At 59.9% G+C, this 25,399-nt stretch carries 29 protein-coding genes and 4 pseudogenes; 15 read left to right on the top strand and 18 right to left on the bottom strand.

The annotated features are described in order from the left end of the window. Positions 1 to 9: 9 nt before the first annotated feature. Complete coding sequence (locus HV770_RS34855) at positions 10 to 297, top strand: hypothetical protein (protein ID WP_175166000.1); 288 nt, start codon at positions 10 to 12, stop codon at positions 295 to 297. Positions 298 to 331: 34 nt separating this feature from the next. Next, positions 332 to 1,690, top strand: a complete 1,359-nt coding sequence (locus tag HV770_RS34850; protein WP_175165999.1) for an MFS transporter — start codon at positions 332 to 334, stop codon at positions 1,688 to 1,690. Positions 1,691 to 1,819: 129 nt separating this feature from the next. On the opposite strand, the gene HV770_RS34845 is transcribed toward HV770_RS34850, so the two are convergent. Next, positions 1,820 to 2,713, bottom strand: coding sequence for a LysR family transcriptional regulator (locus HV770_RS34845; RefSeq protein WP_175165998.1), 894 nt, complete (start codon positions 2,711 to 2,713; stop codon positions 1,820 to 1,822). 127 nt (positions 2,714 to 2,840) lie between these two features. On the opposite strand from HV770_RS34845, the pseudogene HV770_RS34840 reads away from it, so the two are divergent. The 3 genes and pseudogenes from HV770_RS34840 (at position 2,841) to HV770_RS34830 (ending at position 5,134) form a co-directional block, all read left to right on the top strand. Next, positions 2,841 to 3,274 (top strand): annotated as a pseudogene (locus tag HV770_RS34840) (PDDEXK nuclease domain-containing protein). Between the two features lie 464 nt (positions 3,275 to 3,738). Then, positions 3,739 to 4,341 (top strand): DUF1326 domain-containing protein, encoded by a 603-nt coding sequence (locus HV770_RS34835; RefSeq protein WP_027803920.1) that lies wholly within the window; start codon positions 3,739 to 3,741, stop codon positions 4,339 to 4,341. 22 nt (positions 4,342 to 4,363) lie between these two features. After that, positions 4,364 to 5,134 carry a DUF2182 domain-containing protein gene (locus HV770_RS34830; protein WP_217468685.1) on the top strand — a complete coding sequence of 257 codons (771 nt, stop codon included), beginning with the start codon at positions 4,364 to 4,366 and terminating at the stop codon, positions 5,132 to 5,134. Between the two features lie 724 nt (positions 5,135 to 5,858). Here HV770_RS34830 and HV770_RS39160 read toward each other — a convergent pair. Next, a pseudogene (locus HV770_RS39160) lies at positions 5,859 to 6,149 on the bottom strand (transposase); the annotation flags it as partial. A gap of 16 nt (positions 6,150 to 6,165) precedes the next feature. On the opposite strand from HV770_RS39160, the gene HV770_RS34820 reads away from it, so the two are divergent. Both HV770_RS34820 and HV770_RS34815 read left to right on the top strand, forming a co-directional pair. After that, entirely contained in the window at positions 6,166 to 6,513 is a 348-nt protein-coding gene (locus tag HV770_RS34820) for an OmpA family protein (protein ID WP_175165997.1), read from the top strand. A gap of 159 nt (positions 6,514 to 6,672) precedes the next feature. Continuing rightward, on the top strand, positions 6,673 to 7,305 hold the full coding sequence (locus HV770_RS34815) for an alkyl hydroperoxide reductase subunit F family protein (RefSeq protein ID WP_175165996.1): 633 nt from the start codon (positions 6,673 to 6,675) through the stop codon (positions 7,303 to 7,305). A 455-nt stretch (positions 7,306 to 7,760) separates the two neighbouring features. Here HV770_RS34815 and HV770_RS34810 read toward each other — a convergent pair whose 3' ends face one another. The 6 genes from HV770_RS34810 to HV770_RS34785 form a co-directional block, all read right to left on the bottom strand. After that, entirely contained in the window at positions 7,761 to 8,897 is a 1,137-nt protein-coding gene (locus HV770_RS34810) for a WD40/YVTN/BNR-like repeat-containing protein (protein WP_175165995.1), read from the bottom strand. An 83-nt stretch (positions 8,898 to 8,980) separates the two neighbouring features. After that, positions 8,981 to 9,250, bottom strand: coding sequence for a MoaD/ThiS family protein (locus tag HV770_RS34805; protein WP_175165994.1), 270 nt, complete (start codon positions 9,248 to 9,250; stop codon positions 8,981 to 8,983). An 803-nt stretch (positions 9,251 to 10,053) separates the two neighbouring features. Further along, entirely contained in the window at positions 10,054 to 10,623 is a 570-nt protein-coding gene (locus tag HV770_RS34800) for a HoxN/HupN/NixA family nickel/cobalt transporter (RefSeq protein ID WP_343048397.1), read from the bottom strand. 341 nt (positions 10,624 to 10,964) lie between these two features. After that, positions 10,965 to 11,729, bottom strand: a complete 765-nt coding sequence (locus HV770_RS34795) for an HvfC/BufC N-terminal domain-containing protein (protein ID WP_175165993.1) — start codon at positions 11,727 to 11,729, stop codon at positions 10,965 to 10,967. Further along, the gene (gene bufB / locus HV770_RS34790) at positions 11,713 to 12,558 is read right to left on the bottom strand and encodes an MNIO family bufferin maturase (RefSeq protein WP_246291499.1); all 846 of its coding nucleotides are present in this window, start codon (positions 12,556 to 12,558) and stop codon (positions 11,713 to 11,715) included. Before bufB ends, HV770_RS34795 begins: the two co-directional genes overlap by 17 nt. A gap of 86 nt (positions 12,559 to 12,644) precedes the next feature. Then, positions 12,645 to 12,908, bottom strand: a complete 264-nt coding sequence (locus tag HV770_RS34785; RefSeq protein WP_175165991.1) for a BufA1 family periplasmic bufferin-type metallophore — start codon at positions 12,906 to 12,908, stop codon at positions 12,645 to 12,647. 247 nt (positions 12,909 to 13,155) lie between these two features. Between HV770_RS34785 and HV770_RS34780 the strand changes: the two genes are divergently transcribed. Then, positions 13,156 to 13,365, top strand: a complete 210-nt coding sequence (locus HV770_RS34780) for a hypothetical protein (protein ID WP_175165990.1) — start codon at positions 13,156 to 13,158, stop codon at positions 13,363 to 13,365. 213 nt (positions 13,366 to 13,578) lie between these two features. Here the strand turns inward: HV770_RS34780 and HV770_RS39600 are convergent, their stop codons facing one another. The 5 genes from HV770_RS39600 to HV770_RS34765 are packed head-to-tail and all read right to left on the bottom strand — an operon-like array spanning position 13,579 to position 16,499. Next, entirely contained in the window at positions 13,579 to 13,905 is a 327-nt protein-coding gene (locus tag HV770_RS39600; protein ID WP_343048396.1) for a DUF6587 family protein, read from the bottom strand. Beyond that, the gene (feoB, locus tag HV770_RS34775; protein ID WP_175165989.1) at positions 13,902 to 15,752 is read right to left on the bottom strand and encodes a ferrous iron transporter B; all 1,851 of its coding nucleotides are present in this window, start codon (positions 15,750 to 15,752) and stop codon (positions 13,902 to 13,904) included. Before feoB ends, HV770_RS39600 begins: the two co-directional genes overlap by 4 nt. Beyond that, positions 15,749 to 15,994 (bottom strand): FeoA family protein, encoded by a 246-nt coding sequence (locus HV770_RS34770; RefSeq protein ID WP_175165988.1) that lies wholly within the window; start codon positions 15,992 to 15,994, stop codon positions 15,749 to 15,751. Before HV770_RS34770 ends, feoB begins: the two co-directional genes overlap by 4 nt. Positions 15,995 to 15,999: 5 nt before the next feature. After that, complete coding sequence (locus HV770_RS38315) at positions 16,000 to 16,164, bottom strand: hypothetical protein (protein WP_217468684.1); 165 nt, start codon at positions 16,162 to 16,164, stop codon at positions 16,000 to 16,002. A 47-nt stretch (positions 16,165 to 16,211) separates the two neighbouring features. Then, on the bottom strand, positions 16,212 to 16,499 hold the full coding sequence (locus tag HV770_RS34765; RefSeq protein ID WP_175165987.1) for an ExbD/TolR family protein: 288 nt from the start codon (positions 16,497 to 16,499) through the stop codon (positions 16,212 to 16,214). Between the two features lie 188 nt (positions 16,500 to 16,687). On the opposite strand from HV770_RS34765, the pseudogene HV770_RS34760 reads away from it, so the two are divergent. Continuing rightward, a pseudogene (locus tag HV770_RS34760) lies at positions 16,688 to 17,218 on the top strand (GTP-binding protein); the annotation flags it as partial. A gap of 118 nt (positions 17,219 to 17,336) precedes the next feature. Then, complete coding sequence (locus HV770_RS34750; RefSeq protein WP_175165986.1) at positions 17,337 to 17,726, top strand: 6-pyruvoyl trahydropterin synthase family protein; 390 nt, start codon at positions 17,337 to 17,339, stop codon at positions 17,724 to 17,726. 242 nt (positions 17,727 to 17,968) lie between these two features. Here the strand turns inward: HV770_RS34750 and HV770_RS34745 are convergent, their stop codons facing one another. Continuing rightward, positions 17,969 to 18,391, bottom strand: a complete 423-nt coding sequence (locus HV770_RS34745) for a type II toxin-antitoxin system VapC family toxin (protein WP_217468683.1) — start codon at positions 18,389 to 18,391, stop codon at positions 17,969 to 17,971. Continuing rightward, a complete protein-coding gene (locus HV770_RS34740) occupies positions 18,388 to 18,648 on the bottom strand; it encodes a type II toxin-antitoxin system Phd/YefM family antitoxin (RefSeq protein WP_175165984.1) in 261 nt (86 codons plus the stop codon). The genes HV770_RS34745 and HV770_RS34740 overlap by 4 nt, the downstream gene beginning before the upstream one ends. A gap of 1,698 nt (positions 18,649 to 20,346) precedes the next feature. Between HV770_RS34740 and HV770_RS34730 the strand changes: the two genes are divergently transcribed. Together HV770_RS34730 and HV770_RS34725 are read left to right on the top strand one after the other, a co-directional pair. Beyond that, entirely contained in the window at positions 20,347 to 21,342 is a 996-nt protein-coding gene (locus tag HV770_RS34730) for a hypothetical protein (protein ID WP_175165982.1), read from the top strand. A 178-nt stretch (positions 21,343 to 21,520) separates the two neighbouring features. Next, positions 21,521 to 21,937 (top strand): nuclear transport factor 2 family protein, encoded by a 417-nt coding sequence (locus HV770_RS34725; RefSeq protein ID WP_175165981.1) that lies wholly within the window; start codon positions 21,521 to 21,523, stop codon positions 21,935 to 21,937. 224 nt (positions 21,938 to 22,161) lie between these two features. Here HV770_RS34725 and HV770_RS39155 read toward each other — a convergent pair whose 3' ends face one another. From HV770_RS39155 to HV770_RS34715, 3 genes are all read right to left on the bottom strand, one after another. Then, positions 22,162 to 22,512 (bottom strand): NIPSNAP family protein, encoded by a 351-nt coding sequence (locus HV770_RS39155; RefSeq protein ID WP_246291496.1) that lies wholly within the window; start codon positions 22,510 to 22,512, stop codon positions 22,162 to 22,164. Continuing rightward, complete coding sequence (locus HV770_RS39150) at positions 22,487 to 22,777, bottom strand: NIPSNAP family protein (protein ID WP_246291494.1); 291 nt, start codon at positions 22,775 to 22,777, stop codon at positions 22,487 to 22,489. Before HV770_RS39150 ends, HV770_RS39155 begins: the two co-directional genes overlap by 26 nt. A gap of 476 nt (positions 22,778 to 23,253) precedes the next feature. Continuing rightward, positions 23,254 to 24,108 (bottom strand): SDR family oxidoreductase, encoded by an 855-nt coding sequence (locus HV770_RS34715; protein WP_175165980.1) that lies wholly within the window; start codon positions 24,106 to 24,108, stop codon positions 23,254 to 23,256. A 148-nt stretch (positions 24,109 to 24,256) separates the two neighbouring features. On the opposite strand from HV770_RS34715, the gene HV770_RS34710 reads away from it, so the two are divergent. The 3 genes and pseudogenes from HV770_RS34710 to HV770_RS38310 all read left to right on the top strand — a co-directional run. Next, positions 24,257 to 24,703, top strand: coding sequence for a winged helix-turn-helix transcriptional regulator (locus HV770_RS34710; RefSeq protein WP_175165979.1), 447 nt, complete (start codon positions 24,257 to 24,259; stop codon positions 24,701 to 24,703). 304 nt (positions 24,704 to 25,007) lie between these two features. Continuing rightward, positions 25,008 to 25,202 (top strand): annotated as a pseudogene (locus tag HV770_RS39950) (SMP-30/gluconolactonase/LRE family protein); the annotation flags it as partial. Further along, positions 25,190 to 25,399: hypothetical protein (locus tag HV770_RS38310; RefSeq protein ID WP_217468682.1), on the top strand; the 210-nt coding region annotated here is incomplete at its 3' end. The pseudogene HV770_RS39950 and the gene HV770_RS38310, both read left to right, overlap by 13 nt.

The raw sequence follows: 25,399 nt of genomic DNA, 5'->3' as shown, positions 1-25,399 counted from the left end.
ATTCCTCGAATGGTGGCTTATTTTAAATATCCAAATGTGAACGAGTTGCGCTATGGGAACAAGCATTTTCGTCGCGAAGAGCAGAAACGCAGAGCGTTTCGCCAAAATATCCGCTACGGATTAACCCTTGTTTGTTCACAGATGGAAACTGTTGCGCAAAATACGTTGACTGCCGCTCACCTCGATTTCTACACTCGAAGCATCCAATACAAAAGGCAGCAACCCGGTGATCCATCCGGTCGAGGGATTTTTGATTCGGACAACTACATAGATTATGGATCGCGAATGACGCTTTAAACGCCGCGAGCCTGCAACGAACACGGAGACACAGATGCCCACTGTGAAGCAACTCGACGTACAGGAGTTTCTGGACACGCGCCCGTTCGGGGCGTTTCACTGGAAGATTCTCGCGCTTGGTCTTACGGTACTGATACTGGACGGATTCGATGTCGTGGCGATGGGCTTCATTGCTCCCGCCATTCTGGACGACTGGAAAGTAAGTCACGCGGCGCTGGGGCCGGTGCTGAGCATGGGGCTGTTTGGCCTTGCGATCGGCGCACTGGTGGGCGGCCCGCTCGCCGACCGATTCGGCAGACGGCGCGTGGTGATCGGCGCAGTAGCCTTCTTCGGCGTCATGAGCCTGCTTTCAGCGTGGTCGCCGAATCTCGCCGTGCTGTCGGTCATGCGCTTTCTGGCGGGGCTGGGCCTCGGCGCGTCGCAGCCAAATGCGGCGACGCTTGCCTCCGAGTATGCGCCACGGAAATATCGCTCGATCATGGTGACGGTGATTTATTGCGGCTTCACGCTGGGTGCCGCCGGCGGCGGCTTCTTATCGACGTATCTGATTGCACGTCACGGATGGCAGTCGATACTCGTGATCGGCGGCATCGTTCCGATTGCTTTTGCGCTTGTCCTTGCCGTCCTGCTGCCGGAGTCCGCGAGGTTTCTGACGGTCAGGCAGGGCGGCCGCGACGCATTGATGCGCGTGCTCAACCGGATCGACCCGTCCGCGGTCGATCCGTCGACCGTGTTCGTGACCAGCGAGCGCGGTCATGCGAGACGCGCCGCCATGAAGCTGATCGTGAGCAAGCCGCATACGCGCGTCACGGTGGCGCTCTGGGTTGGTCTCTTCATGAACCTGATGACGGTCTATTTCCTCAATAGTTGGCTTCCGATCATGGTGAAGGGCAATCACTTTTCGATGAGCGATGCCGCGATGGTCGCGGCGATGATGCAGGTCGGCGGCACGCTCGGAAACATCGTCATCGGATGGGAAATGGATCGCTTCAAGGCGTACACCGTGATGATGACGACGCTCGTCGCCGCCGGGATTTTTACGGTCGTTCTGGCGAAGATGTCTTTTGTGCTTTCGGGTTTGATGTCGATGGTGTTCCTGCTCGGCTACTGCACGAACTCCACCAATACAGGATGGACGGCGATGGCCGCCAGCTACTACCCGACGGAGATGCGCGCGACTGGCACGAGTTGGATGACGGGCATCGGACGCTTCGGCGCGATATCGGGGGCGTATGTCGGAGCGATCCTGCTGGGCCTCGAATGGCACTTCCTCGAGCTTTTCATGTTTCTGACGATACCGATCGGAATCGCGACCATTGCCGCTTATGCCGTCGGCCAGCGTGACGATACGGCCATGCTGGCGGTGCTGGCGCGGGAAGCCGAAGCAAAGTGATAGATGTAGCTTGGTTCTCGTTCTGATGCAAGGTCGACAGGAGGCGTTAGATTTCTCCGGTCGCGAAGTAACGCGCGGTGAGTTGGTCCGCGTTGGCGATCGGTCGCAAAGGTGTTTTGCCACCGTGTCCTATAGCGATTCAACCTCTGCATCCGATGTCGTCGACGAACGTTCCGTCAAGACGTCGACAAACATGGAGACAAGCGGCTCGAGGATAAACTGTTTCGCCGGGTCCTCGCCGATTACGGCGACCTCGGAAGCAGGCAACGCCGGCCATTGCGCCGACGCAGGCAAAATCTTCATGCCGCTCTGCAGGAAAGACTTGCCTAGCACGGTGACTCCCAGTCCACCAACGACGGCGGCTTGCACGCCAACCAAATTGCTGGCTGTGCAGGCAACGACCCATTCACGGCGAGACGCATCAAGCGACTCCATCATCACTTCCCGATAAGAACATGGCGCCGGCATCATGACTAGGCGCGCGGGGCGGCCCGGCTCGCTTCGATAATTTTTTGCGGCCAGCCAGACAAGTGGTTCCCGCCAAATCACGCGCCCGCGATGACCTGAACCCTCACGTTTGCGTTTCGCAAACACAACGTCCAGAAGGCCGGCCTCATGATCCTCGATAAGGCCCTGGCTGGAACCGGTGGTCAGAGCGAGTTCGACAGAAGGGAAGCGCTGCGCAAATCGCGCCAGAATAAGCGGCAGTTGCGGCTGCACCAAGTTTTCCGAAACGCCTAGCCGTAAGCGCGTGAGTTGAGGAGGCTCGCGAAGCTCGCGCATAAATGAATCGTGTTGCGCCAGGAGTCGCCGGCCGGCAGCGAGCACGCGTTCGCCGTCACGCGTCAATTTTAGGGACCGGCTCGTGCGCTCGAAGACGCGGACATGCAAAGCGTCTTCAAGGCGCAACACCTTTTGGCTGACAGCGGACTGGGAACGTCCAACGACGTTGGCAGCCGCCGTGAAGCTGCCTGACTCGGCGACGGCCACGAAGGCCCGCAGTAAATCGAGATCCACCATCATCCTGACAACCCATTCGAAAACCTGCTAGATGCAATTAATATTAGTCGTTTGCCATCTTGATTGGAACTCCACATAATGGCTTCTGTGATTGGAACGGGCGCGTCGCGAAGACTGCGCCGTATCAAGGATGGATGCCATCCGCCGGGAAATGGAGCAATTCCTGCTCGAACTTGGCGCCGGCTTTACGTTTGTGGCTCGCCAGAAGCGGCTACAGATCGATAGCGACGACTTTTACATCGACCTGCTGTTATACAACCGCAAGCTGAAGCGACTGGTGGCCGTCGAACTGAAGCTCGGCGCTTTCAAGGCCGAGCACAAAGCCAGATGGAACTCTATCTTCGCTGGCTGGCAAAACATGAGCAGGAGCCGGACGAATTGCCGCCGCTCGGCATTATCCTCTGCGCCGGAAAGAAACAGGAGCAGATTGAACTGCTCGAACTGGACAAGAGCGGGATTCACGTCGCCGAATATCTGACCGTGCTGCCGTCGCGTGAGACGTTGCAGGCCAAACTTCACCAGTCAATTGAGACGGCGCGGCTGCGGCTGCAGAACAAGCCGTAGAAGCGAGTGTGGGACACGCTGTGTTTCAGCACTGGCGGCGAAACGGGTCGCCCCGTTGACCGTTGGCGGAACGGCTTCGCCTGCGACCCGACGAGCGGTCGCGGCTTTGGCGGTGGCCAACTACAACTTCTAGTTCGAAAACGCACCTACTTTCCCTTCATCGGACCGTGCCGCCCGCGTGCTATGCCGAGCGGCATGGGAAGGATGCAGGACAGCCGATGAGCAAGTCGAGCATGCAATTGGGGACAGAGGCAGCCATGTTTGCGAACCTCCAGCCCCCGGGTTCGCGTAGGACCCGGCGTTCGAGATGTGCGGCCCACGGCCCCGGCCATTTCGACCTAGACTTGGATTGATTCGCTCGCCAAGTCCGGCGTCCGGATCGCCACTGACGGATGCAAACGCGCCGTGCGCGAATGCCATAAGCGCGCGCACCTGCCCGCGTCCGAACGACGGAGGTCAATGCCATGGCTGAGAACTGGAAGGTTGCCGGTACGTATTTCGAAAGCTGCAACTGCTACGCCCCGTGCAGTTGCGTTTGTCTCGGTCCGCCGTCGGATGGAGACTGCGCGGTGCTGATCGGTTGGCACGTCGATCAAGGCGAGTTCGCCGACGTGACACTGGACGGACTCAACATCGCTCTCTTTGCGTATTCGCCGGGTCACATGCTGCAAAACAAGTGGAGGGTGGCGCTTTATCTCGACGAACGCGGGACACCGACGCAGCAAGAGGCCTTGGGTAAGATCTTCTCCGGTCAAGCCGGGGGACCGCTTGCCGCGCTGGGCCCGATGATTGGCGAAGTGATGGGCGTCAAACCAGCCGCGATCGACTACCACCTCGACGGGAAGCGTCGCAGCCTTCGCATACCCGATGTCGCGGACATGGAAATCGAAGCGTTGCCTGGTCAGGATGGAGGCGACGTCACCATCAGCAATCACCCGTTTACCCCTGTCCCAGGATTCGCGGCGGTGATCGGGAAATCGACGCGCTTTCGCTTCACCGACCACGGCTTTTCCAGAGAAATCTCAGACCGAAACGGCTTCTATTCTCCGTTCGCCTACCATGGCTAAGCGAGGTTTTCGGAGTGGGTTCGTGAGGCGACGGCTGCCGGTGCGGGACCGCGTGATCGTACTGTCGGGACTCACGGCTGCCGCGACGCTCGCGTGGATTTATCTGCTGTACATGAGCTGGGGCATGGAGCACATGGACGCGGGAGCAGCCATGGCCATCATGCCGCGCATGACGGATTGGGGCGCCTTCGATCTGCTGCTGGTGCTGGCGATGTGGGCCATCATGATGGCCGCCATGATGCTCCCGTCGACCGTACCGATGGTTTTGAGTTTCGCGTTCTTGAGCCGCCAGCGGCGTACGCAGCGACTGCCGTATGTGCACACGAGCGTATTTGTTCTCGGCTACCTGGCCGTGTGGTCCGGCTTCAGCCTGTTGGCGACGCTCGCGCAGTGGGGCCTGCTCGAGGCCCGCCTCGTTACACCTATGATGGTGAGCGCAACCCCGCTGCTTGGGGGCGCTCTCCTGGTCATTGCTGGAGTCTTCCAGCTGACTCCTTTAAAGCATGCGTGCCTTAGCAAGTGTGCTTCCCCCCTCGGTTTTCTTCTGACCGAATGGCGCGACGGCACCCTCGGTGCCTGGATCATGGGGTTCCGGCACGGGGCCTATTGCGTCGGCTGTTGCGGGGCACTCATGGCGTTGCTCTTCGTGTTTGGCGTCATGAACGTGCTTTGGGTGGCCGCTCTGTCGATCTACGTGATGCTCGAAAAAATGCTGCCGCAAGCGCGATGGCTGCCTTTTGCGCAGGGGTTGCTGCTGGTTGGCTTCGGTGTCGCAGTTGCAACAACGGGGTGAGGGCGCGACACGAACAGCCGAGTGACTACCCCATCCGAAGATGTCCGCTACACCCAGGAAGCGGCCTTACTGGTGTCCGTTGATCAATCGCACCGACATCACGAGCGTGAATGCGGTACCGATGCGCTATGTCCGAGCGCGGAAAGAGCGAAACTGCCAGCGCCGAAGCAGGTCCGAAACGGCCCGCGTACGTCAAGCCTATCTGCGACCTCTTCGTTTGCGGGAGCAAGAGACATCCCACCGCCCGGTTGATCGATCGATTCCACAAGCTCCCGATGGGGCGATGCTGGCAGTCGGCTCGGGATAGCGGCGACGGTGCGCCGCGATGACGCTTTCGTCTCCACGCTCGGACCGTACGAGTTCAACTGCGTGGTCTCATCCGCAGTTCTATCAGGCGGCGCAGCCTTGAGGCTCCCACAAAGTGCCGTTACGACTATCAGGACGGGCTTCGTCAGCCTGTTCACGCCTGCCCCCGAGGTTGCTTCGCCTTTCGTCGTTCAACCTCCGTCGTCCGACGGCAATGCGCACGACCTGCCTCGACAAATCCCTGCGGTGAGCTTGACCGGTTCGACGGATAGATTTGCAGTTGAGTTTAATGCGGTGTGGCACCTCCCGATAAGGTTGAATCGCGGGTGGTCCATGGCCGGGCGGCGGGTCGCCTGTCATGACCACGATGCTGCCCGGCGGTGGACAACCCGCGCGGCGATAAGCTTTGACCTTGCGCATGCAGATTTTCGAACTCGAGCGGCGAACAGTAGCCGATGCTGCTGTGCAGGCGGCGTATGTTGTACCAGCTCTCCAGAAACGAGAACAGACGCCGCCGTGCCTGTTCGTGGGTCGCGAAGTGTTCGCGACAGAGCAGTTCGGCTTCGAGTGTGCCGAAGAACGACTCTCACATCGCGTTGTCATAGGCATCGCCGGCCGTGCCCATCGACGGCTGTACGCCTGCTTCGCGGCAGCGCCGTCCAAAGGCAATGGACGTGTATTGACAGCCTTGATCGGAATGTAGAATCACACCGTCATGGCCAGCAGTGAATCCAATCCTGTTCAAGACCGGGCAGGCAGCGCTGTCGGCCGAGGGCATGGCGGAACCCGCGAAGGCGCGCGACTACCTGCGCGGCCATCCGGACACCGCCGTGCTGGCCTTCGCCGACAGTGACACACGCGGCGGCGGCGCGGTCACTCGGGCACTGGCGGCCCGGCGCGCACAGGTCGTGCGCAGCGCCCTGATTGCCGAAGGCGGAATCGCCGCTTCGCGCATCTTCGTCGCCGAGCTGCCCGAGACCGACCTCCCGATCTTCGCCGGGCGCCCGGTCGACGGCCAGAGCAACCGCAGCGTGCAGCTCGTGCTGCTGGCGCTGCGGCAGCGCGGCCACTGAGGGAATATGTGCGATAGCGCACCAAAGCGCACCGACGTTAGGGAGCATCGTCCGGCAACCTCTTGATCCAAATGGCAGAAGGCGCTGCACGTTCTGTTCAGATCTCTTTCAGTTCCTGCACTTCTTCGTCTAACCTTAAAGTCGTTAGGGGATCGAGACATGTTAAACACCAGCCTCCGGTCACAATTACAGACGTATCTGCGAAACATCCGTAGACCTGTCGAATTGATCGTGTCGCAGGACGGTGGTCAAAAATCGCCCGAGATGCTGACGATGTTGAACGAAATCGCGTCGTTGACAGATCTGGTGACGGTAATCGAGGAGCAGCAGGGCGAGGAACGCAAGCCATCATTTTCAATCGGGCAGGCGGGAGCAAAACCCGGCATTCGGTTTGCCGCCACTCCAACAGGGCCTGAATTTTCGTCCCTTGTCCTTGCAATACTCCAGGTGGGAGGACATCCCGTCATAGCCGACCGTATGACCATTGAACGGATTCGAACGCTGGAACGTGACTACTATTTCGAGACCTTCATTTCACTATCTTGCGGAAGCTGTGTGGACGTTGTGCAAGCGCTGAACATGATGACGGTGATCAATTCACGGATTCACAACATTACGATCGACGGGGGGCTTTTTCAAAGTGAGGTGTCGGCGCGTGATATTAGCGTTGTGCCGACGATCTACATGAACGGCGAGTTATTCGGCGAGGGGCGCAGCAGCTTTGAGGAACTCGGCGCGAGACTTCACGACATAGAAATGAGCATGAGAGCGGCACTGCGCGCGGCGTCCTAGCCGTAGCACCGACCTGCCGTTACATCTGTTGCGGGTATCCCCGCTAATTCGCCCCCGGGATGCCGTTCTGTAACGCTGAAAGTCCGCAACGCGTGGACCTCAGCCGACCGCATCGGGCTGTACTCGGCCATGAAGGGTCATTCGTCAGAATCATTCTCCGGACGTACAGGGGGCGGCTCCGCGCTTGGAAACGGCCGTTCGATTGGCGAAAATGAGCCGAGTCCTCCGCCAAAAGCTGTCTCTCGCGCAGGGGCGTCTGCGTGACTGCTGGTGCTGATCAGACGTTCGGCGAAGTGTCAAAAAGTCTCTTGTGACAAGCCGAGCTACACAAAGCGGGTCGCCGGCGCCTACAGCTCGGAGGATCGATCCATCACGCCGATGCACGCATTCAGGCTATGTCCGGCGCATGAATGGCAATGTAGGCGTTTCATGTCTCACCAGCCCGCCACGCGCCCTCATCCAAACCGGACACAATAAGCAGGCGGCAAATGCGCTGAAATCAAATGCCAGCTTTCGCCGCCGTCGTCGGACGTCCATAGCGCGCCGGTGGTCGACGCCATTGCGAGGCGCGTGCCGGAGTCATCTACAGCGAGCCCGTGCCGATACACGAGGTCATACGCCGGTGCAGGCGGCAACCCGTTCGAGAAACGCTCGAACGTGCGGCCGCCGTCGCGTGTGCGCGTGACGACGAACTGGCCGTCCACCGGGATCCGGCACTGGTCTTTCACGGCGGGCACAAACCACGCGGTGTCCGGCTCGCGCGGATGCACGGCAACCGCGAAGCCGAAGCTCGATGGCTGCGCTTCGATCCGCTGCCAGTGCGCCGCGCCGTCGGTCGAGCGGAAGATCGCGCAGTGATGCTGCGTCCACAGCGCATCTGGATTCGCGGCGCAATGCACGACGCGGTGCGGGTCTTGCACGTTGGCATCGCCGCGCCGCTCCGGCGGCATGTAGTCTGCCTCCATGCCTTCGGCACTAACGCGCCAGGTCGCGCCACCGTCGGCGGTTTGCCAGACGCCGCCACACGACACGCCGATCGTCACGTGCCGGCTGTCGCGCGGATCGACCATCACGGAATGGATGCCCGGCGCGTCGTAGCCGCCTCCGAACCATTCTCGGCGCTCCGGGCGATCCCACAGCGCCCGGATGAGCAGCCATGTGTCGCCGCCGTCGTCGGAACGGAAGAGCCCGCCGGGAATCGTGCCGGCCCACAGGACGCCCGGCTCGTCCGAGCCGCCGGTTTCGAGCGACCAGATTTGCTGGAGCGTCCAGGGAGGAGCCGGCGGGCTCGGCACGGCGGCGCTCGCATTGTCCGCGCCGTCACCGGTATGCGTCTCGTCGGCAGGCTGCGGCGGGTAGACGGGGACCGCGCACTCTTCCCAATCCTCTATGCCCGCGCGCCGACGATGCAGTTTCACGCCGAAGTGGCCCAGATTGAGCGCGGCATACAGCGAACCGTCGCGCGGATCAGGCAGCACCATGCTCACCGGCTCACCGGCGAAATACGGCTCACCGAGCGTCCAGCCGCCCGCGCCGTCGGCTTGCAGAACGAACAATCCCTTACGGGTTGCAACAAGCAATCGATCGCTCATGTGGAGTGTCTCCTGTCGGCCAGAGTTGGCGCTTTAGCGCTCACTCTGGTCCCATGCAAAGCTCGAGTAAGAGTGGAACCTTCTTATCCGCCCGACAACGCCTGTATGACGTAAACCCGGCTTTCATCAACGAGCGCATCGGACAGATGTTGTCGGTCGCGCACCGGCCGACCGTCGACAAACACGGCGAGATGCCTTCGCAGTGAGCCCTGATCGTCGAGGATGTAGCCGCGCAGTCGAGGTTGCGCGGCGAAGACGGCCTCCAGTCCTTCACCGAGCGTGCGCGCGTCGATCTCGCGCTCGGGCGTTGCGATATGCCGTTGAATCGAAGCAGCGAAGAAGATGTGCGCCATGGCGGGGGTAGCCGAGCGGGAATGGCCTGTTCGTCATTCTGCAGTTTAGACGATCCGCGGGGTGGTTCGGGGTATGGCGCTCCCGTCGCCCGGCTGACTGCGTCGACGATGCTCGCGTCGCCGCGCTCCACGAGGGTGGCCCGGTCGATCTGTTCGATGCTCCCCAGTGTTTCGAGCGAACTCAAGCCGAGATGTGATCCGGTTTCCAGCGGGCGTGTGATTTCGGTGGCTTTCTGCGCGCTTATCTAACGGCGGGCAAGGTGCTGGCGGATGCGTCCTTATTCGCCTCCTGGGCGTGGGCGACCGATTGGAAAGTACTGAGCGATGCGGCAGCGAAAAGCGTGAGTTTGCGGATCATGTTTGGACGACGCGTGGATATGCGCGTAGATGGCGGCATCAAGGCCGCTCGGTTATCAATCGGCGAAGGTGTTGCCGCCAGGACGAGGAGGTTGGAGTCCTAAGCGTGGCCGGGAGAGTAGCGATATGGCTGATCGCCCGGCCGCGGCACGAGCGGGGCGGGATCGAATCGAGCCCCGCTCGTGCCTAACGCACCTGACGTAGGCAGCAGATAGGCGTGCCGCCGGACCCCCATGGCCGCTGCAAATCACGAGGCCCGACTTCTCACCCGCCGTGCCCGTATCGAGCATTATTCCTGTGGGAAGCAGCAGACGCAGCGCAAGCACGAGAAGGCCCAGATACGAGATCCAGCGTCCTGGTGCGTGCTGCGTCAGCAGGTGGCGTAATCGGTTCATGGCCCCGACATTTTGCTCGGGTTTACGATTATTTCAGTGAATAGCTAGTCGCTATTTGATTAGCCCGCAGCGGAGCCGGATCTCACGGCGCACCCATCTATCATGGCCGAGGCGGCCCAACTGAGCACAAAGACACCGATGATCAGATAGCTGAGTGAGCCCAAGGGGTACATGCGCCAGCTGTGCGTGATCATCCCGGAACAGCGGCTTGAAGAGGCGCGAGAAGAAGCCACGATTGGCGAGCAGCATGTCGAAATCGTCATCGACATGGCGCCCGCCGTTTTTCACCTTGCGCCACGCCTGATAAATCGACTTCAGAATGATCAGATTCATCAGGGCAATGGCGAACAGGAACAGAGAGGAGACCAGCGTACGGAGCACTCCGCCGACTTCCTTGTATTGGTCAAAGCGTCCCTGCATGGCGGACGTGGTGATGGCGACCGCGAGAGAAGCCAATACCACGACTGTCGAATGCCCGAGCGAGAAGAAAAAGCCGACCGTGACGGGCCGCTTCTGCTCCTGCATCAGCTTGCGAGTCACATTGTCGATCGCGGCGATATGGTCGGCGTCGACGGCATGACGCAGGCCGAAGCCATAGGCAAGCAACGCAGTACCCAGCAAACAGGGTGGTGGCGGAACGCCACGAGCGCCTAAACCCAGGCAAGTAGGTTAGTGACGATCAGTACGCCATAAATGCGGCAAAGGCGGGTTCGAATGCGCGAACTCGAATCACCGAAAATCTGCTTTAACCGGAAAATCATGAACTTGCCCCGTGGGATGACGCGTCCCGAACGAGATTGAACGATGAAAAAGCGAGGTCTGACTTTCAGTCTGGGCTGTGATGTGCTTTCAACTGATTACAGTGGCGCGACCGTGCCGGATCCTTACCGGCTTCCCGCTTCAACGGGGGTACCTGAAAAGCTTATACCCGTGTCGATTAGTGCTGTCGACATGCGGCGGAGCTATGGCGATTCGACGGCGAGGCCCGTAATCGCGTTGGCCTCGATCCAGACGCGCCACTGCGCGATGAAATCGAATTCGGCATCGATGTCGAACGCCGCCCCGAGTGCATCGTTCAATCTTGCTCCGTCGAGCAAGCTGACAAACGCAGCATGCGCAGCGGCGCTTTGGACGCGTATTTCCGGGCGCCATAGTGGGCGCACGACAAGGACGTGGGTCGGCGATTCGAGGCTGGGGGGAAAGACGCCACCCGGTCGATGCGCAGTCCAGATGTCGGCGATCGCGAAGCGCGACGACATCGGCGCGCAGGCCGGATGCACGGCGAGTCGTGCACCGAGCAGATCGTCCGGGTGGATGGCCGTCCACTGCTGCGCCGTGAGTGCCTGAGGGTCCGCGGCGAAGTAAGCTTTGTGCAGCGACCACTCGAGGCGCGCGAGGTCGGCGAAATAGCGAAATCGGGCGTCCTGTTCGTACGTTTCGACGAAGACCGGTAATGCTGCGCCAAAGCTGTTGAGATCGCCGTCTGACGAAGGATGCGCTCGCGCGTAGGCAACCGATAGGGCATCGAAGTAGGCATCGCCGACCAGCGCGAGCAGGACAGGATAGGCGCTGGCGAGTGCTGTGCGCCGATGGCTGCGAACGCTGCTGCGATACAGATCGATGCGCTCGCGTTGCGAAGCGTGCCCGCCGGAGAGGGCGGGCGGGCGCCCGTAGGCCTCCAGCGCCTGGGCAAACTCGCGCTGCAGCGATTCAATAGGCCTCGGCACGGCCAGTATCCGATTCGATCGAATCGCCATGCAGAGAAGGCGCGCAAGGCAGCGCGGCCTGAATGCCGCGTGCCCGGTTCGCATCTTCGAGCAACTCGTTGAGCGAGGGAAGATGGGTGTCCCATTCGATCAGTGTCGGGACGTTACCGAACCGCTGCAGTGCGTACTCGTAAAGTGCCCAGACTTCGCTCGTGACATGTGAGCCATGATCGTCGATGACCGCGACATCGGTCACCCCGTGGCCAGCAAGATGAAGCTCGCCGATCGTCCCGACCGCCAGCGCGTTCATGGCCTCAATGGCGTCCTCTCCATGGTTGCACTGGTTGACGTAGAGGTTGTTCACGTCGAGCAGCACACTGCAACCGGTGCGAGAGACCAACTCTGCAAGAAAGGCTGTCTCGCCGTACTGATCGTCGCAAAAGCGCACGTAGGTTGAGACGTTTTCCAGGAGAACCGGCCGCCCCAGTGCGTCCTGCAATTCGGCGACGCGCGAAGCGAGCAGCGTTAGCGCCTCGCTGGTGAGAGGCATGGGTAGAAGATCGTTGAGATGACCTGCCGACGTCGCGCCCCAGCACAGATGCTCTGAAACGACCGCGGGCTCGATCCGCTCGATGAGGCGTTTCAGTCTGGCGACGTGAGCAAGGTCGAGCGGCCTTGCCGAACCGAGCCCTAGACCTACGCCGTGCAAGCTGACCGGTAGATCGCGACGCACGGTTTCGAGCACATGCAGATCGAAGCCGCCGTCGCCGAAATAGTTTTCGCTGTGTACTTCGACCCAGTCGGTCGGCGGCACGCCGTCGAGAAAGTCACGGTAGTGCGCGTGACGCAACCCGATGCCTACGCCTCGTGGCGCGGATGCGGACGGGTTTGGGGATCTGCTTCGAAACACGATTCGTCCAGCGCAGGGGCAATGGCTTACGAGGTGTGCTTGTCGGTCCTGCCGCCCATTTTCTTGCAGGTGCCCGCCGGGACGTTCTTGAAGTCGCCTTTGTCGTTGTCGACTTTTGCTTCGCCGGCACAGCCGTGCACACCCGTTTTGCTCGCGCAGTCGTTCTGGCCAGCCTTGGCGATGCCGTAACACGCCACTTTCTCCGCGGCCTGTGCCGAGGTGACGCCTGCGACTGCCAGGCTAGCGAGCGCGGCGGCGACGAGTGCGGGGCGGCTGATTTTTGAGTTCATGATTTCCATCCTGGATGAGGGACGGTTAGTTAAATGATAGAAGACTAACGATTCAAGCTTCCATTTGGCTGACGGGCAAGCAGCGTGCGGCGGTATGCTTCGCCTGTCACTCGCCCGAAGGAATTTCAAAGATTGCGCGTGTGCCGCATCTCGGCGGCAGGATAGTGCCTATCTCGAGAAGGCTTTGCATGCCTATCGTGAGGGGCAACAACGGCAGGACCCCACGATGACTGCGATGGCGAGACCCTTGTCCGACACTGACATCGTCAACATTGCGGCTTACTACAGCCTGCAAATCCGGATGAACAACGGTCAAACCGCAGCGCGGGCACTTGAGTCGATCGAGCGCGCGAGGTCTGATGCGCCAACGCGCGCTGAGGCGCCGGTCATCAGGCGTGTAGCAGAGAAAGTCGAACCAGTGAGTGCCGCGGTGCGCCTGAACTGGGCGCAGGGCTGAATGGGCGCCGCGTATCGCGCAAGGCAATGCGGTCCGTCTGCAGTACGCACTGCAAGGCTATAAGGTGATGCCGCCGAGAGGCACCTGTTCGAACTGCTCGATGCGGAAAAGGCTGCCGTCGATTCCTTGCTGCGAGACCGAGGTAATCTGCGCCTGGCGCCTGGCGCCTGGCGCGTGGGAGGTGGCCTTGCCCGGTCGACGGTGCGCGCGGTGTCAGTGCCGCATGCCACCGTCGCTCGAATTCTGTCGCGGTCGAAACTCCAGCGGGCGCTCTTCCGCACCTCCTCGGGGCGCCTGCGGTGTGCCGCAGCTACCGCAGGCATCGCATCCATCGCCGCAGTTCCCAGTCGCCTGGCTCGGCTGCAGCCATCGGCCCAAAGCCCGCGCTGCTCGCCCGCCACCGGGTTGCAGCAGCGTGGCTGCAATCGTTGCCTGGCACCGAGTGGTCAGCTGTGGAGCGAGTTTGCGCAAAGTGTAGAGCGCACTGAGCACAACCAGCACTGCAACGACCATGTACTGAACGTCGAGACTCAGGCTCACGTCAACCACCTCGATATCTGGTAGGTGAGCAACGACGCGGCGTAGGCGAGAACGAACATGTAGCCAAACGAAATCGCCACATTACGCCATGAGCGCGTTTCGCGACGAATGACCGCCAGCGTCGACATGCACTGTGGTGCAAACGCAAACCACACAAGCAGCGACAGCGCGCTTGCAAGAGAAAAGTTGGCGGCGAGTGCGTGCCCCAGACCAACTGTATCGGCATCTCCGCCTACTGCGTAAACCGTGGCGAGCGCGGCGACTGCCGTTTCGCGCGCGGCGAAGGCGGGGATCAGCGACAGGCTGATCTGCCAGTTGAATCCCAGCGGCGCGAAGATGTACTGCAGGCCGTGGCCGATATAACCGGCGAATGTGTAGTCGATCGCAGGGCCGGTGGCACCCACTGGCGGCGAGGGAAACGTCGAGATAAACCACATCAGCACCGTCAGCGCCAGGATCACGCCGGTCAGCCGCTTCAGAAAGATGCTGCCACGTTCCCACAACCCGATGGCGATATCTCGCGCTTTAGGCAGTCGATAGGAGGGCAGTTCCATGAGCAGCGCATGCTCGCCGTGATCGCGGCGCAGGCGCTTGAGCACCCAGCCCACCGCCATTGCGCCGGCAATGCCCGCAATGTACAGCGCGAACAGCACGAGCCCCTGCAGGTTGAAAATACCCAAAACACGATAGGTCGGAATGAACGCACCGATCAGAAGCGCGTAAACCGGCAGGCGGGCCGAACAGGTCATCAAAGGCGCAACGAGTATGGTCGCCAGACGATCGCGCGGATCGGTGATACTGCGCGTGCCCATGATGCCTGGAATCGCGCAGGCAAAGCTGGACAGGAGCGGGATAAATGAGCGCCCGGTGAGTCCCACCGAAACCATCATTCGATCGAGCAGGAACGCCGCGCGGGGCAGATAGCCCGACTCCTCCAGAATCAGAATGAACAGAAAGAGCACGAGAATTTCTGGTAGAAAGCCGAGCACAGTGCCCAGACCGCCAAGCAAACCGTCGGTGACAAGACTGCGCAACGGACCGTCGGGTAACCAGGTTCCAGCTATCGTGCCAAGCCACGTGAAACCGTCACCGATCGCATCGGTCATCGGCTTGCCTACCGAGTAGACCGCCTGAAACACAAGAAACATGACCAACGCCAGGATGGCGAGACCGAAGACGGGATGCAATGCCCAGCGGTCGATTGCGTCGTCGCGCGCATCGGTTGCACGTGGCATTGTCACCGCTGCAGCCAGGAGGGCGCGCACTTCAGCGTGCAGGTCGCTATTGCGCTGCTGGGTATCGGCCGGCGCGGCTCGCGTCGGCGTCATCTGTGCGTCGACGAGGTCGATCAGCTCGATCAGCGAGCGGGCGCCGCCGCGCTGTACGGCAATCGTCTGCACGATCCGCACCCCGAGCCGACGTTCGAGTTCGGGAGCATTGATCTCTATACCGCGCCTGGCTGCTGCATCCATCATGTTCAGCGCCAGTACGACTGGCCGTCCCAGCCGTTTGACCTCGAGCACGAAGCGCAGATGCAGACGCAGATTGGTCGCGTCGGCCACGCACACGATCAGATCGGGAATCGCTTCGCCCGGATATTGGCCCAGCAGCACGTCACGAGTGACACGCTCGTCGGGGCTCGTCGATTCGAAGCTGTACGCACCTGGCAGATCGAGCAACTGGACGTGTCGTCCCGACGGCGCGGTGAAGCGCCCCTCCTTACGCTCGACCGTAACGCCAGCGTAGTTGGCGACTTTCTGGCGACCGCCGGTCAACTGGTTGAAGAGCGCGGTCTTACCGCAGTTTGGATTGCCGACGAGGGCGACGCGCAAATTGCCGGCACTCATGAACGGTCTGCCTCGCGCACATTGACCCGGTTAGCTTCAGCACGTCGCAAGGCGAAGCGGGTGGAGCCGATCTGAATCAGGATCGGGTCGGCGCCCCACGGGCCAGCGGCCACGACGCGTACGGGCTCGCCCGGCACGAAGCCGAGATCGCGTAGACGCTGTGCGATCGCATCGGCATCGTGAACGTCCTGGACGCTCTCGACGAGCGCGGCGGCACCTTTGGCAAGTTCGGACAAGCGCATGTGGCTTATATTTTGAAATGAGAAACGTTCTCATTATAAGGCTTTGTACGGCCTGTTGCAGCTAATTGGGTGCCGGCGGCAAGCGCCCCAATCAACAACCGATAGCTGGACGCGGTCATGTTGCCGACGATGGCGCGAAGAATCGACCTTCGCGCCACGTTGCTCTTCATCTCGTCGTGATGTGTTGTCGCAGATTGCGTTTCACCTGCGCTTCTGTTCAGCGTCGCGCAGGATTCGTGACAAATCCGAGCTTGGTGAGGCCGCCGCTCTTCGCGGCGGACATCGCCTGGGCGACCTTTTCGTACGCTACCTTGCGGTCCGCGTTCAAATGCAGTTCCGGCTGCGGATCCGCCTGCGCGGCCTGCACGGTCTTGACGCGCAGCGCCGCGTCGTCGACAGCGGTGCCGTTCCACAGCACGGTGCCGTCCGCCTCGATCGACATGTCCACATGAGCTGGTTTGGCCTCCTCCTTCTGGTTCGTCAGTTCGGGAAACACAGTGTCCATCTGCTGTCGCAAGATCAGGCACCGGCCGGTCAGACGAACGTCGGACGTTCCGCCGGATAGCTCGATGCGATGTTACTGAACGATGCTGACCGATCCGTGATCGTCGCAGTGGTTGCCGTGCGGGTGGTGCAGACACCGCCGTGCAGATAGTCGACGTGATCGCCATGCCGGATCGCCGTATGTCCGCGCCGCTCGCCCGCGTGCTGGATACGAAGCTATTCGACTTCGAGGAAGCGTCGAAGGCGCCGGGGTGGCTCAAGGAACTTCGCGGGGAGCACATGCCCAAGACGGAAGAATATGGCATCCGCAGCTTCGTGCGGCGCGCACGGCGTCCGAGGCAGGCTGAGCGCTTCGGGGATATGGTCAACAGCGAATGGCCGGGCGTCGTGCGCTCGAAGGGGTTCTTCTGGCTCGCGAGCCGTCCCACGTACGCGAGCTCGTGGTCGCAGGCGGGCGCGGTGTGCCGCCGCGGCATGGCGGGCCTCTGGTGGGCGGCAGTGCCGAAATCGCACTGGCCGACCGATCCCGAATCCCTCGAATTCATCAACCACAACTGGGAGCCGGACGTCGGCGATGCGCGCCAGGAACTTGTACTGATTGGTGTCGACATGAACGAGCCGGCACTGCGCCAGCGCCTGGATGCGTGCCTGCTGACCGACGCTGAAATGGCTGAAGGTCCGCAGGCATGGACGCAGTATGACGACCCGTTCCCTGCGTGGGGCGGCCGCGTGACTGCCAGTGCGTCAGAGTTCTCCGAGGACGTCGCCCAGACCAATGTGAGGCTCGTTCAGGGATACCGCCGCATCGCGAACGGATTGTGACCGTAGGGGATGACTGATGTTGATCCGCACGCTGTTTTCGTTTGAAGGTGCGCATGTCGTGCGGCATGCATGGTCGATCCACGGCCATTCCTATCGCGTGGAGATCATTCTCGAGGCCGATGCGCTCGATCACGGTCAGATGGTTTATGACTTCGGCCTCCTCAAGGGGGAGGTCCGGGAGATCGTGGATGCGTTCGATCATACGCTCGTGTTCTGGAACTGCGACGACCCGGCGTACATGGAGATGTGCCGTAGCCATTCGCAGCGCTGGATTGCCCTGCCGGTGTCGCCCAGCGCGGAGCAACTCTCGCGCGTGTTCTTCGTGCTGGTCGATGTGGTGATGCGTGCGTGCCGATGGGTAACGCGAGGCAGATGTCAGGGTCCAGTCGGTGAACTTTTTAGTTAAAATTGTGAGATCTCGGTCAAATTCTGCTTTTCCTGTTGAGTCACGCTACCGCGGGTCGAGCCTGAGCTTGAACATGCGCGGCGCTGCCAGTCAGCACGCGGAATTGCTCGTCGCAGGCTAACGGACATGCCGGGTAGGGCGCGCATTCGTGGTGACTGTCCCGGATGCGGTCGAGCCGGAACGGAGGCTTCTTCGTTGACCGGTGCAGACGGGCAGTTACGGGCCGGAGCTGCGTGGATGACTCAGGGTTGTGGTTTCCATGGATTCAGCAACGGAACGCCGGTAGCCTCAAAGTCTTTTATGTTGCGGGTCACGACCGTCATGCCATGCGCGAGCGCTGTCGCGGCAATGATCGCATCGCGCTCCGCGCGCGGATCCGGAACATGCAACCGGGCGCAGCGAAGGGCGACGACCAGATCGAACGCCAGTACCCGACCCGTGAATTGCGGGAGCACCTGGACTTCGAGCCATCGGCGCAGGGTCGCACCTTGTACGGGGTCTTTCCGCTCCCGTTGCAGAACGCCGAGTTCCAATTCAAGCACAGTGATGGCGGAAAGAAACTGCGCGGCGGATGGTACAGAAGACGCCCATGCGATGACGTTCACATCGGCGGTCTTCGGCTTACGGATTTCGGAAATTACGTTCGTATCAAGGAGAAACATCACTCGTCCAGGTCAGCCGCACGAATCCCGATTTCCGCGCGTGGCGCGTCGAACTCATCGTTGACGTCATCTTCTTTCATGGCCACGGCCTCGAGTAGCGTCGTGAAGCCGCCGGTGAGCCGCCGGTATTCATCGATATTCAGCAGGACATGGGACGGGCGGCCCCGATCCGTGATGAACACGGGGCCGTTGGCAGAAGCCTTCTTGGCTTCGCTCGCCGACTGGTTGAATTCCCGGCTGGAGATGGTCGTCGTGCTCACGGTGAACTCCTTGCAATGTAGACATGTTACTACATCAATGGATGATTTCAAGGCGGCGCTCATGGACTCGACCGGGCTAACAGGAATCGATGGAACACAAATCCGGGTGGAAATTCCGGCCCGCAAACGGCTGCCAAATCTAGCTGCACTTCCGATAACCACCGGGATTTCTGTACACGGAGGCGGCTTCGGAGCGTTGCACCTTTCGGCATTGACACAAATCAGGTGGCAAATATCTCGGCCAGTTTTTGTGTACACAAATCAGGGGGTAAAGATCATTCAGGCCTCGTTCCTCGAGGCCGAGACAGGTCTCTGCATCTGATCTCCTCCGGCTGTAAGCCAGCTGTTAGGGCTCGATCGCTCAGGGAAACCGTAGTCGAATGATGGAGGTATGGAGGTTAGTGCCGACGAGCTGCAAGTTTGCGCGCATTGGTGACCCTGTCGGATGGGCAGTCGCAAGCCCGGATGTGAGTGGGCCGCTTTGACCTTAAAGTGAGGTCTTCGATATCTGGTGGGGAAATTCCGGCACCTTCGATGTGGCGCGCTGTGCTTGCGACTCGACCCGTCTTGCCATCATTTCCTGCAATTCCGTCGAGTTGCGTAGATCTCTTCGGGAAGGGGCAGCCGTCCGGTACGTTTCCTGCGAACGCTATCAGAGTAGCCGTACTGCGGGCAAGGCGAACTTCGGCCGTTTGCGGCGATTTTTTTACTTAACCGGCACAGATTTCACTTTATGTGGCATCCAACACGTCGCTGGCACCACCTCGTTGGTTACGCTCGTGCCAGGTCAAGCGATTAGAGAGCGCGGGTGACTCGAGTTCAACGGTACGTCGATTGGCTTGAATGTGGGTTTAGGGCCAATGGGAGTGTGGCCGTGCAAGGGTTGTCGGAACGACAATCGGAGTTGCCCTGACAAAGCGTTGCCGCCGATCGCGGCAGCGGCGACGGACATGGATCTTCCATCGCGCGGGATTACAAGGATTGCCTCGTGGAAGCCCAGGATTGAGTTCGCCTGCTCAACAGGCTCCTGCGTCGCCCGGGCTATGCGCGAGCGGCGTGCATACGGACGTGGTGGCCAGATCAACCAAAAAAAACGATATAAGTAGGTATGCGAAATAAAGGTCGACGAGAGATCTTAAATGTCCTCTCTTACGAGATAACGCGGCATCGCTTCGCCCCATCCCGGTTTCAGGAGCAACAAAACACGTGCGCTATTAAATATTCGATATTTATATCTACGTGTTATGTTTTTTTGTAACGAAATAACGCATCCGCATAAAATAGCGAAAAATAAATCTATTGAAAATATTTCATGATTATGCAAAATCTCGAATTCGACGCGAAGTAATAGATTTTTTTACTGATGGCGACCCACCTGGCAACTTAAATGCGAGTTTCGGGTGCTATGGAATGGAGAGAACGAAGATGACCTAGAGCACCGCCCATGTCCTGTAAGCAGAACAGGGAGTTGTTGGCGCAACTCCCTCTAACCCAGTTCCGCGGGACGGACCCCTTAGGACGGCATCATTCTTGGCTTTTCCTGCGGGAAAGTCAAGGGGGGCGTTCGTACCTGCGATTTCTCAGGAAATCCTATCCCATGAACGATATTGCTCCTGTGGTTTTGCCGCTGTTTGAGCCCGACCCCCACACTCAACAAGATCAGTTATCAGCGCGGGGATCGCCCGGACTCGATATACGTTGGCGTTTTCTTCAAATCCAAAAGGGTATTCGGTAATTCGGCGCGATGCCGTGCTGATATTTACGCTCTGCGAGCTGGTTGCCGACAGGGACGTCGAGAGTTTTACCGCCGTCCGGCACTCGGTCAATGAAATCATGCGAGCAAACGAACTGCCGCGGGAAGCCGCTGATCTCGTAATTACTTACACTTCCGGGCTTACAGAGTGGTGGAAAGTCTTTCGGGAAAAATCTTCCTCGGTGCGCGCTGAACTGCAAGAGCGGTGCGTCGCGCGCGCCCAGTCCCTTGGCGTTACCTACCGGGTGCGGTGGCTCGACGAACTGCAGTTCTGGGAAATCAAATTCGAAAACTGGCTCAGACTAAACCGTGCCATCTCCGCGACCCGCCAACTATCGAGCTGGGCGGATCATATGGCCGAGCTCGACAGCGAACTACGGGTGCAGGAACGACTGACTTTCGATGAGCTGCTTGGCCGCCGCCCAGATATCGACCGGGGCGCAGGGTTAGGCGCGATCGCACGTTTGCTTCATAGAGGTCATGCACTTGCTGACCTCGAAATGCGCGTAATTTCATCGAGCACGATTTTGAGGACGGTCGCAGAGGATAAACCTGACGTCATGCAGTTGCTGAGGGAGCGGGCGGAATCGGAACTGGCATTGCTTCCGGCGCCAGGCAATGCCGGTATCCTGGACACGCAAGGCAGTCGCAGCCGTCGTGGCCGGCCTGGAAGACCGCCCATTGTTGCCAGCGACCGGGTGCCGGCCTTCGAAACCTGGCCCGAGCCGGATGCCAGCATGCTGCAGGAGGAAGGACTGCTACATCAATATGAAGCGCGCAAGACGGCTGTCATGCTCTTTGCCAAACATGAAAGTGCAGAGGAGATCTGGTCACAGACGCACATCAGTAAGGATAGGGCTCGCGAGTTCTACAAGAAATGTCTCGTGATCGAAAACAATCGCATGATAGGTTTCTACGCGCTCATCCCGTACCCCCGTTAATGGTGCTGCGTCAATGCACTACCATGGATTCGAAAGGCGGGTTGCCTCTATGAGGTTTCAGCCGATTTTTTAATTGCTTGCGCACCATCTGGATCAGGCGATCGACCCATGCTCACCAGAGCGTTGGCGACTGAACGCACTGAGCTGAAGCGCCCATTTTTATCAGGAGCGAATTCTTATGACCAGCACTGAACATCTTGACGCCTACCTCGAAGCCATGGGCAGACGCGACGTCGAAGGGACCCGGGTCCATCTGGCAGATAGCGTCGTCCTACGCAGCCCGATCGCTCCCGCGCCCTTTGAAGGAAGGGACAGTGTGGTGAAAGTGCTCACCCAGCTTCTTGGCGTGGTGGACGCCTTCGAGCCGAAGCTTCTACTGCGTGACGGGGCTGACTTTGTTGCCGTGTTCACTATCAGACTCGGTGACAATGTGATTGACGGCATGGACCATATGCATTTGGACGATGCGGGCCTCGTTGATAGCATGACCATGGCATGGCGCCCGCTACCGGCGGTGATTGCAGTCCAGCAGCAGCTCGCGCCCAGATTGGGCGGCAAGGCGATGATGCTGGTTCCTTTGGACGAAACACACTGAAGTGTTGCGGCTGAAGGTCAGCGCAGCGTACGCGATTATCCTCGCGTGTTTGACCTGAAAACACGTCGCTGCCCAATTTCGCCGGTTGCAGTGCTCGAAAAAAATACGGTCATAAGTGTGGTCGCTGGCGATCGTGTTTAGCGCGAAGCCCCCGACCACCGCCTTCATTTAACCAGCCGTTGCCAAGCAACCAATCGAAGATCTACACGTCGCTCCGGTCGATCTTAGCGCATTGGCGACCACGCTTCAGACAGGCAAATGGTTGAGGTTGCCTTCACGATCTGCTGGGGGCCGCCCTTAGGCGGCCAAAGACCCTCGGCGTAGTGATGTGCCCGCAACGCCATACGCTCCTCCAGACTTGAGAATCCCCAGATGTGGGTGATGCGTGGGGGACCGTCAAGTGCGTACATGTTTGCGATCAAATGTGAGGTGTAGGATTTTGCCGGCGCGATTGCCTGTTTCCAGGCTGCAATGGTTGGCGCGATTCCACCCGGTTTCAACAGGTAGCGGCGAAACTCGAAGAACTTGTGCGATACCACTGGTTCGACTTCAGGCAAAAAAAGGAAACAGCGCATAGCTTTCGAGATCCAACTGCATATGCGAGTTCTCGATATGAAACGGCTCTGTGTGCATGTAGGCGCGTTCACGTTCATGCTGCAGTTCCTGCATAGTCTCGAACTTGCGTAAAACCTTGATTTGCGCAAGTTCGCCAATTTCCGTTCGCCATGAACCAAGGAGGACGCCGCTCGCATCGGCATCCGACACCCAGCGGCGTGCGCCGTCGGATGTAGCATCCTGCTCAAGCAGAGAGCACGAAAGGGTTGTCAGTTCGTAGAGCATGTCAATGTTCCATCCTCGGTTCTGATAGGGGAGCCGGTCGCTTCCTTGCCTTCAAGACTCGGCTTTGACGCCGATTCTAGCCAAAAGAAGAATGGGCATCTGAAGCTCGTGCGGATTTCGTAAGCAATCGCCTGCATTCGCGCGCTGGTGGCATTGTGCCTGAGCTTAAACGTAACCACTTCGATGACATGGCACCTTCGTTGCGCGTACCGACTGCAGGTGTCGGGTACGAGCACAATGAAACCTGCAGCGATGCCCCCGTACATCCCATGGATCATGGCGCGGGTCGTCCCAATTCCAAGGGCGGAGGATCATGCTCCCTCTGGTGGCGAGCGGTGTTTGTTTGCATGTTGCACATCGCTACCGGGCGCCGTCAGATAACGCGAGGCGCGCGACAGCGGTGACGAATGGAATGGGCGTGGTGCCGAAGCGTTCATCGGCAATGCACCAGTCTAACGCTGCTGTCGCGCACTGCCTTAGGCGCGCAAAGCCGCGGCGACGAGCTTGTCCAATGTCACTGTAGGCCGACCGATCAATCGCGCCAGCGCTCCGGTATCGTCGAACAATGCGCCACGAGCGGCTGCAGCATCGGCATCGGCCAGAAATGCGGCAAGGTCTGCGGGCAGACCGATGTCTGTCAACACGGTTGCGTACGCATCTTGTGCAAGATCGTTGTACACGATGGTTTTGCCCGATTGCCGTGAGACCTCGGCAGCGAGTTCTTTGAGCGTGAACGCATGGTCTGCGGCCAGCTCGTACGTTTTCCCCGCGTGGCCTTCGGTTGAGAGCACTACGGCCGCTGCTGCGGCATAGTCTCTCCTCGCCGCAGACGAAAAGCGACCGTCCTTCGCAGCGCCGATAAAAGCGCCATGCTCGAGTGCCGCAGGGAGCGCCATTAGATGGTTTTCGGTGTACCAGCCATTACGAAGGATGACGGCAGGAACGCCCGCGGCCCTGATGACCTCTTCCGTCTGCCGATGTTCGATCGCTAGCCTGGCAGGTGAGGTGTCGGCGTGCAACATGCTGGTATAGGCGAGCAGCGAAACGCCAGCCCGTTGCGCCGCTTCGACCGCCGCGCGATGCAACGGCAGGCGTCCCGCCACTTCGGTGGAAGAGATGAGCAGCACTTTGTCGACGCCAGCAAATGCGGTCGTAAGCGTTTCAGGCCGCGCGTAATCGGCCTCTCGCACGGCCACGCCTCGCTCTGCGAGGTCGTGCGCCTTGGCAGGGCTGCGCACCGCCGCGATGATTTGATCGGCGGGAACAGTGTCCAGCAACGCATCGATCACCAAACGGCCAAGCTGGCCCGTTGCGCCCGTTATCGCATACATGTTGTGTTCTCCTTTTGCATCGATTGAAGAACTACAAGTCTACGGATGAAAGTTTCTCTTGGAAACCACATACCCATCAGTTACCATCATTTTCCGGTTACCAGCCGGAATGTAGGTAACCATCTGGAAACCTCCATGGATATACAACGTGAGCCTGAAGACGCGTAAGAAAGTGGCCCCGCCGCCAGGCGGCTGCCCCATGTCGAAATGTATGGCTTTGCTCAGCGGCCTCTGGACGCCTGAACTCGTCTGGTGTCTGAGTAATGGTCCGCGCCGGTTTTCGGAATTGCGGCGCGACAATCCGACGATCACCGCGAAGGTATTAACCGGCAGACTGCGCGATCTGGAAGCGCGAGGTGTGCTCGAACGCAATGTGCTGGCGACTTCGCCGCCTTCCGTGGAGTACGCGTTGACATCGCTGGGGCGAGAATTGCTGCCTGCGATTACCTCCATCGTGGAAGTCGGCTCCCGCCTGCTGCTTCGCGAGGCATCTGGCAAGGCCTCAGAGGGCGTTCAACCGGAGCAGGCGAACATGCGGACCGCACCGAAGCGCCCATCTCAGCAGCGCACCGATCTTGACGCCCAGATGGAATAGAGTCCTGACGCAAAAAAAGCGGACTTGGCTTGGCAAGGCAAAGCCGTTTGGGCCAAGCTTGGCATTTGCTCGCGTTTATTTCTGCACTGGCGGCATGAATGGCTGCGATCGCGAAGGCTCAAACCGGAGAAGCCTTGTTATTCTTCAATGCCAGCCTTCAGCTTGATAGGGGACAAGTCGACCGTCAGCTCCCGTCGAGAGAACCGCAACGCGCACTCGCGATCAAGACTGGGCTTCACCTCGTCGGTCCAACCACTGGCGACCTTCAGCTTCTGGTTAAACCTGGCGAAGACCGTGGCCCGGCAACCAACTCAATGGTGGGAAGGTTGACCCGGATGGATGCTTCTGGGTGGGAAGCATGGACGAAAATAGCATGAGAATTTTTGGCGCGATCTATCGTGTAACGCTTGCGGGTGAATCCGCTTCGCAGGTCGCCCGTCGCCTCGCAGCGGAGCAACCCGTCCATGCGTATTCGGATTTGGCCGGGTGGTTTTTTTGACAGAAGGCCGCCAGCGTCGCCGTTTGTTTTTCAGCTCCGACGATCCGCTCTCTCGCGCAATCACGTACGATCGCGCTGCCCATCCGCATGCCTATTTTCTGGCCGTCGAGTTGCGCGATAGCAGCTGGGTGGTCTTTATCGCGACGCATCGCGACTGGGGGCTGTTGCAACCCGCGCAGGTTGCCGTCGCTTTAGGA

The organism is Paraburkholderia fynbosensis (assembly GCF_902859935.1).
GTDB lineage: Bacteria > Pseudomonadota > Gammaproteobacteria > Burkholderiales > Burkholderiaceae > Paraburkholderia > Paraburkholderia fynbosensis.
Note: the sequence above shows the minus strand (reverse complement) of the source record. Positions and strands in the feature narration are given on the sequence as shown.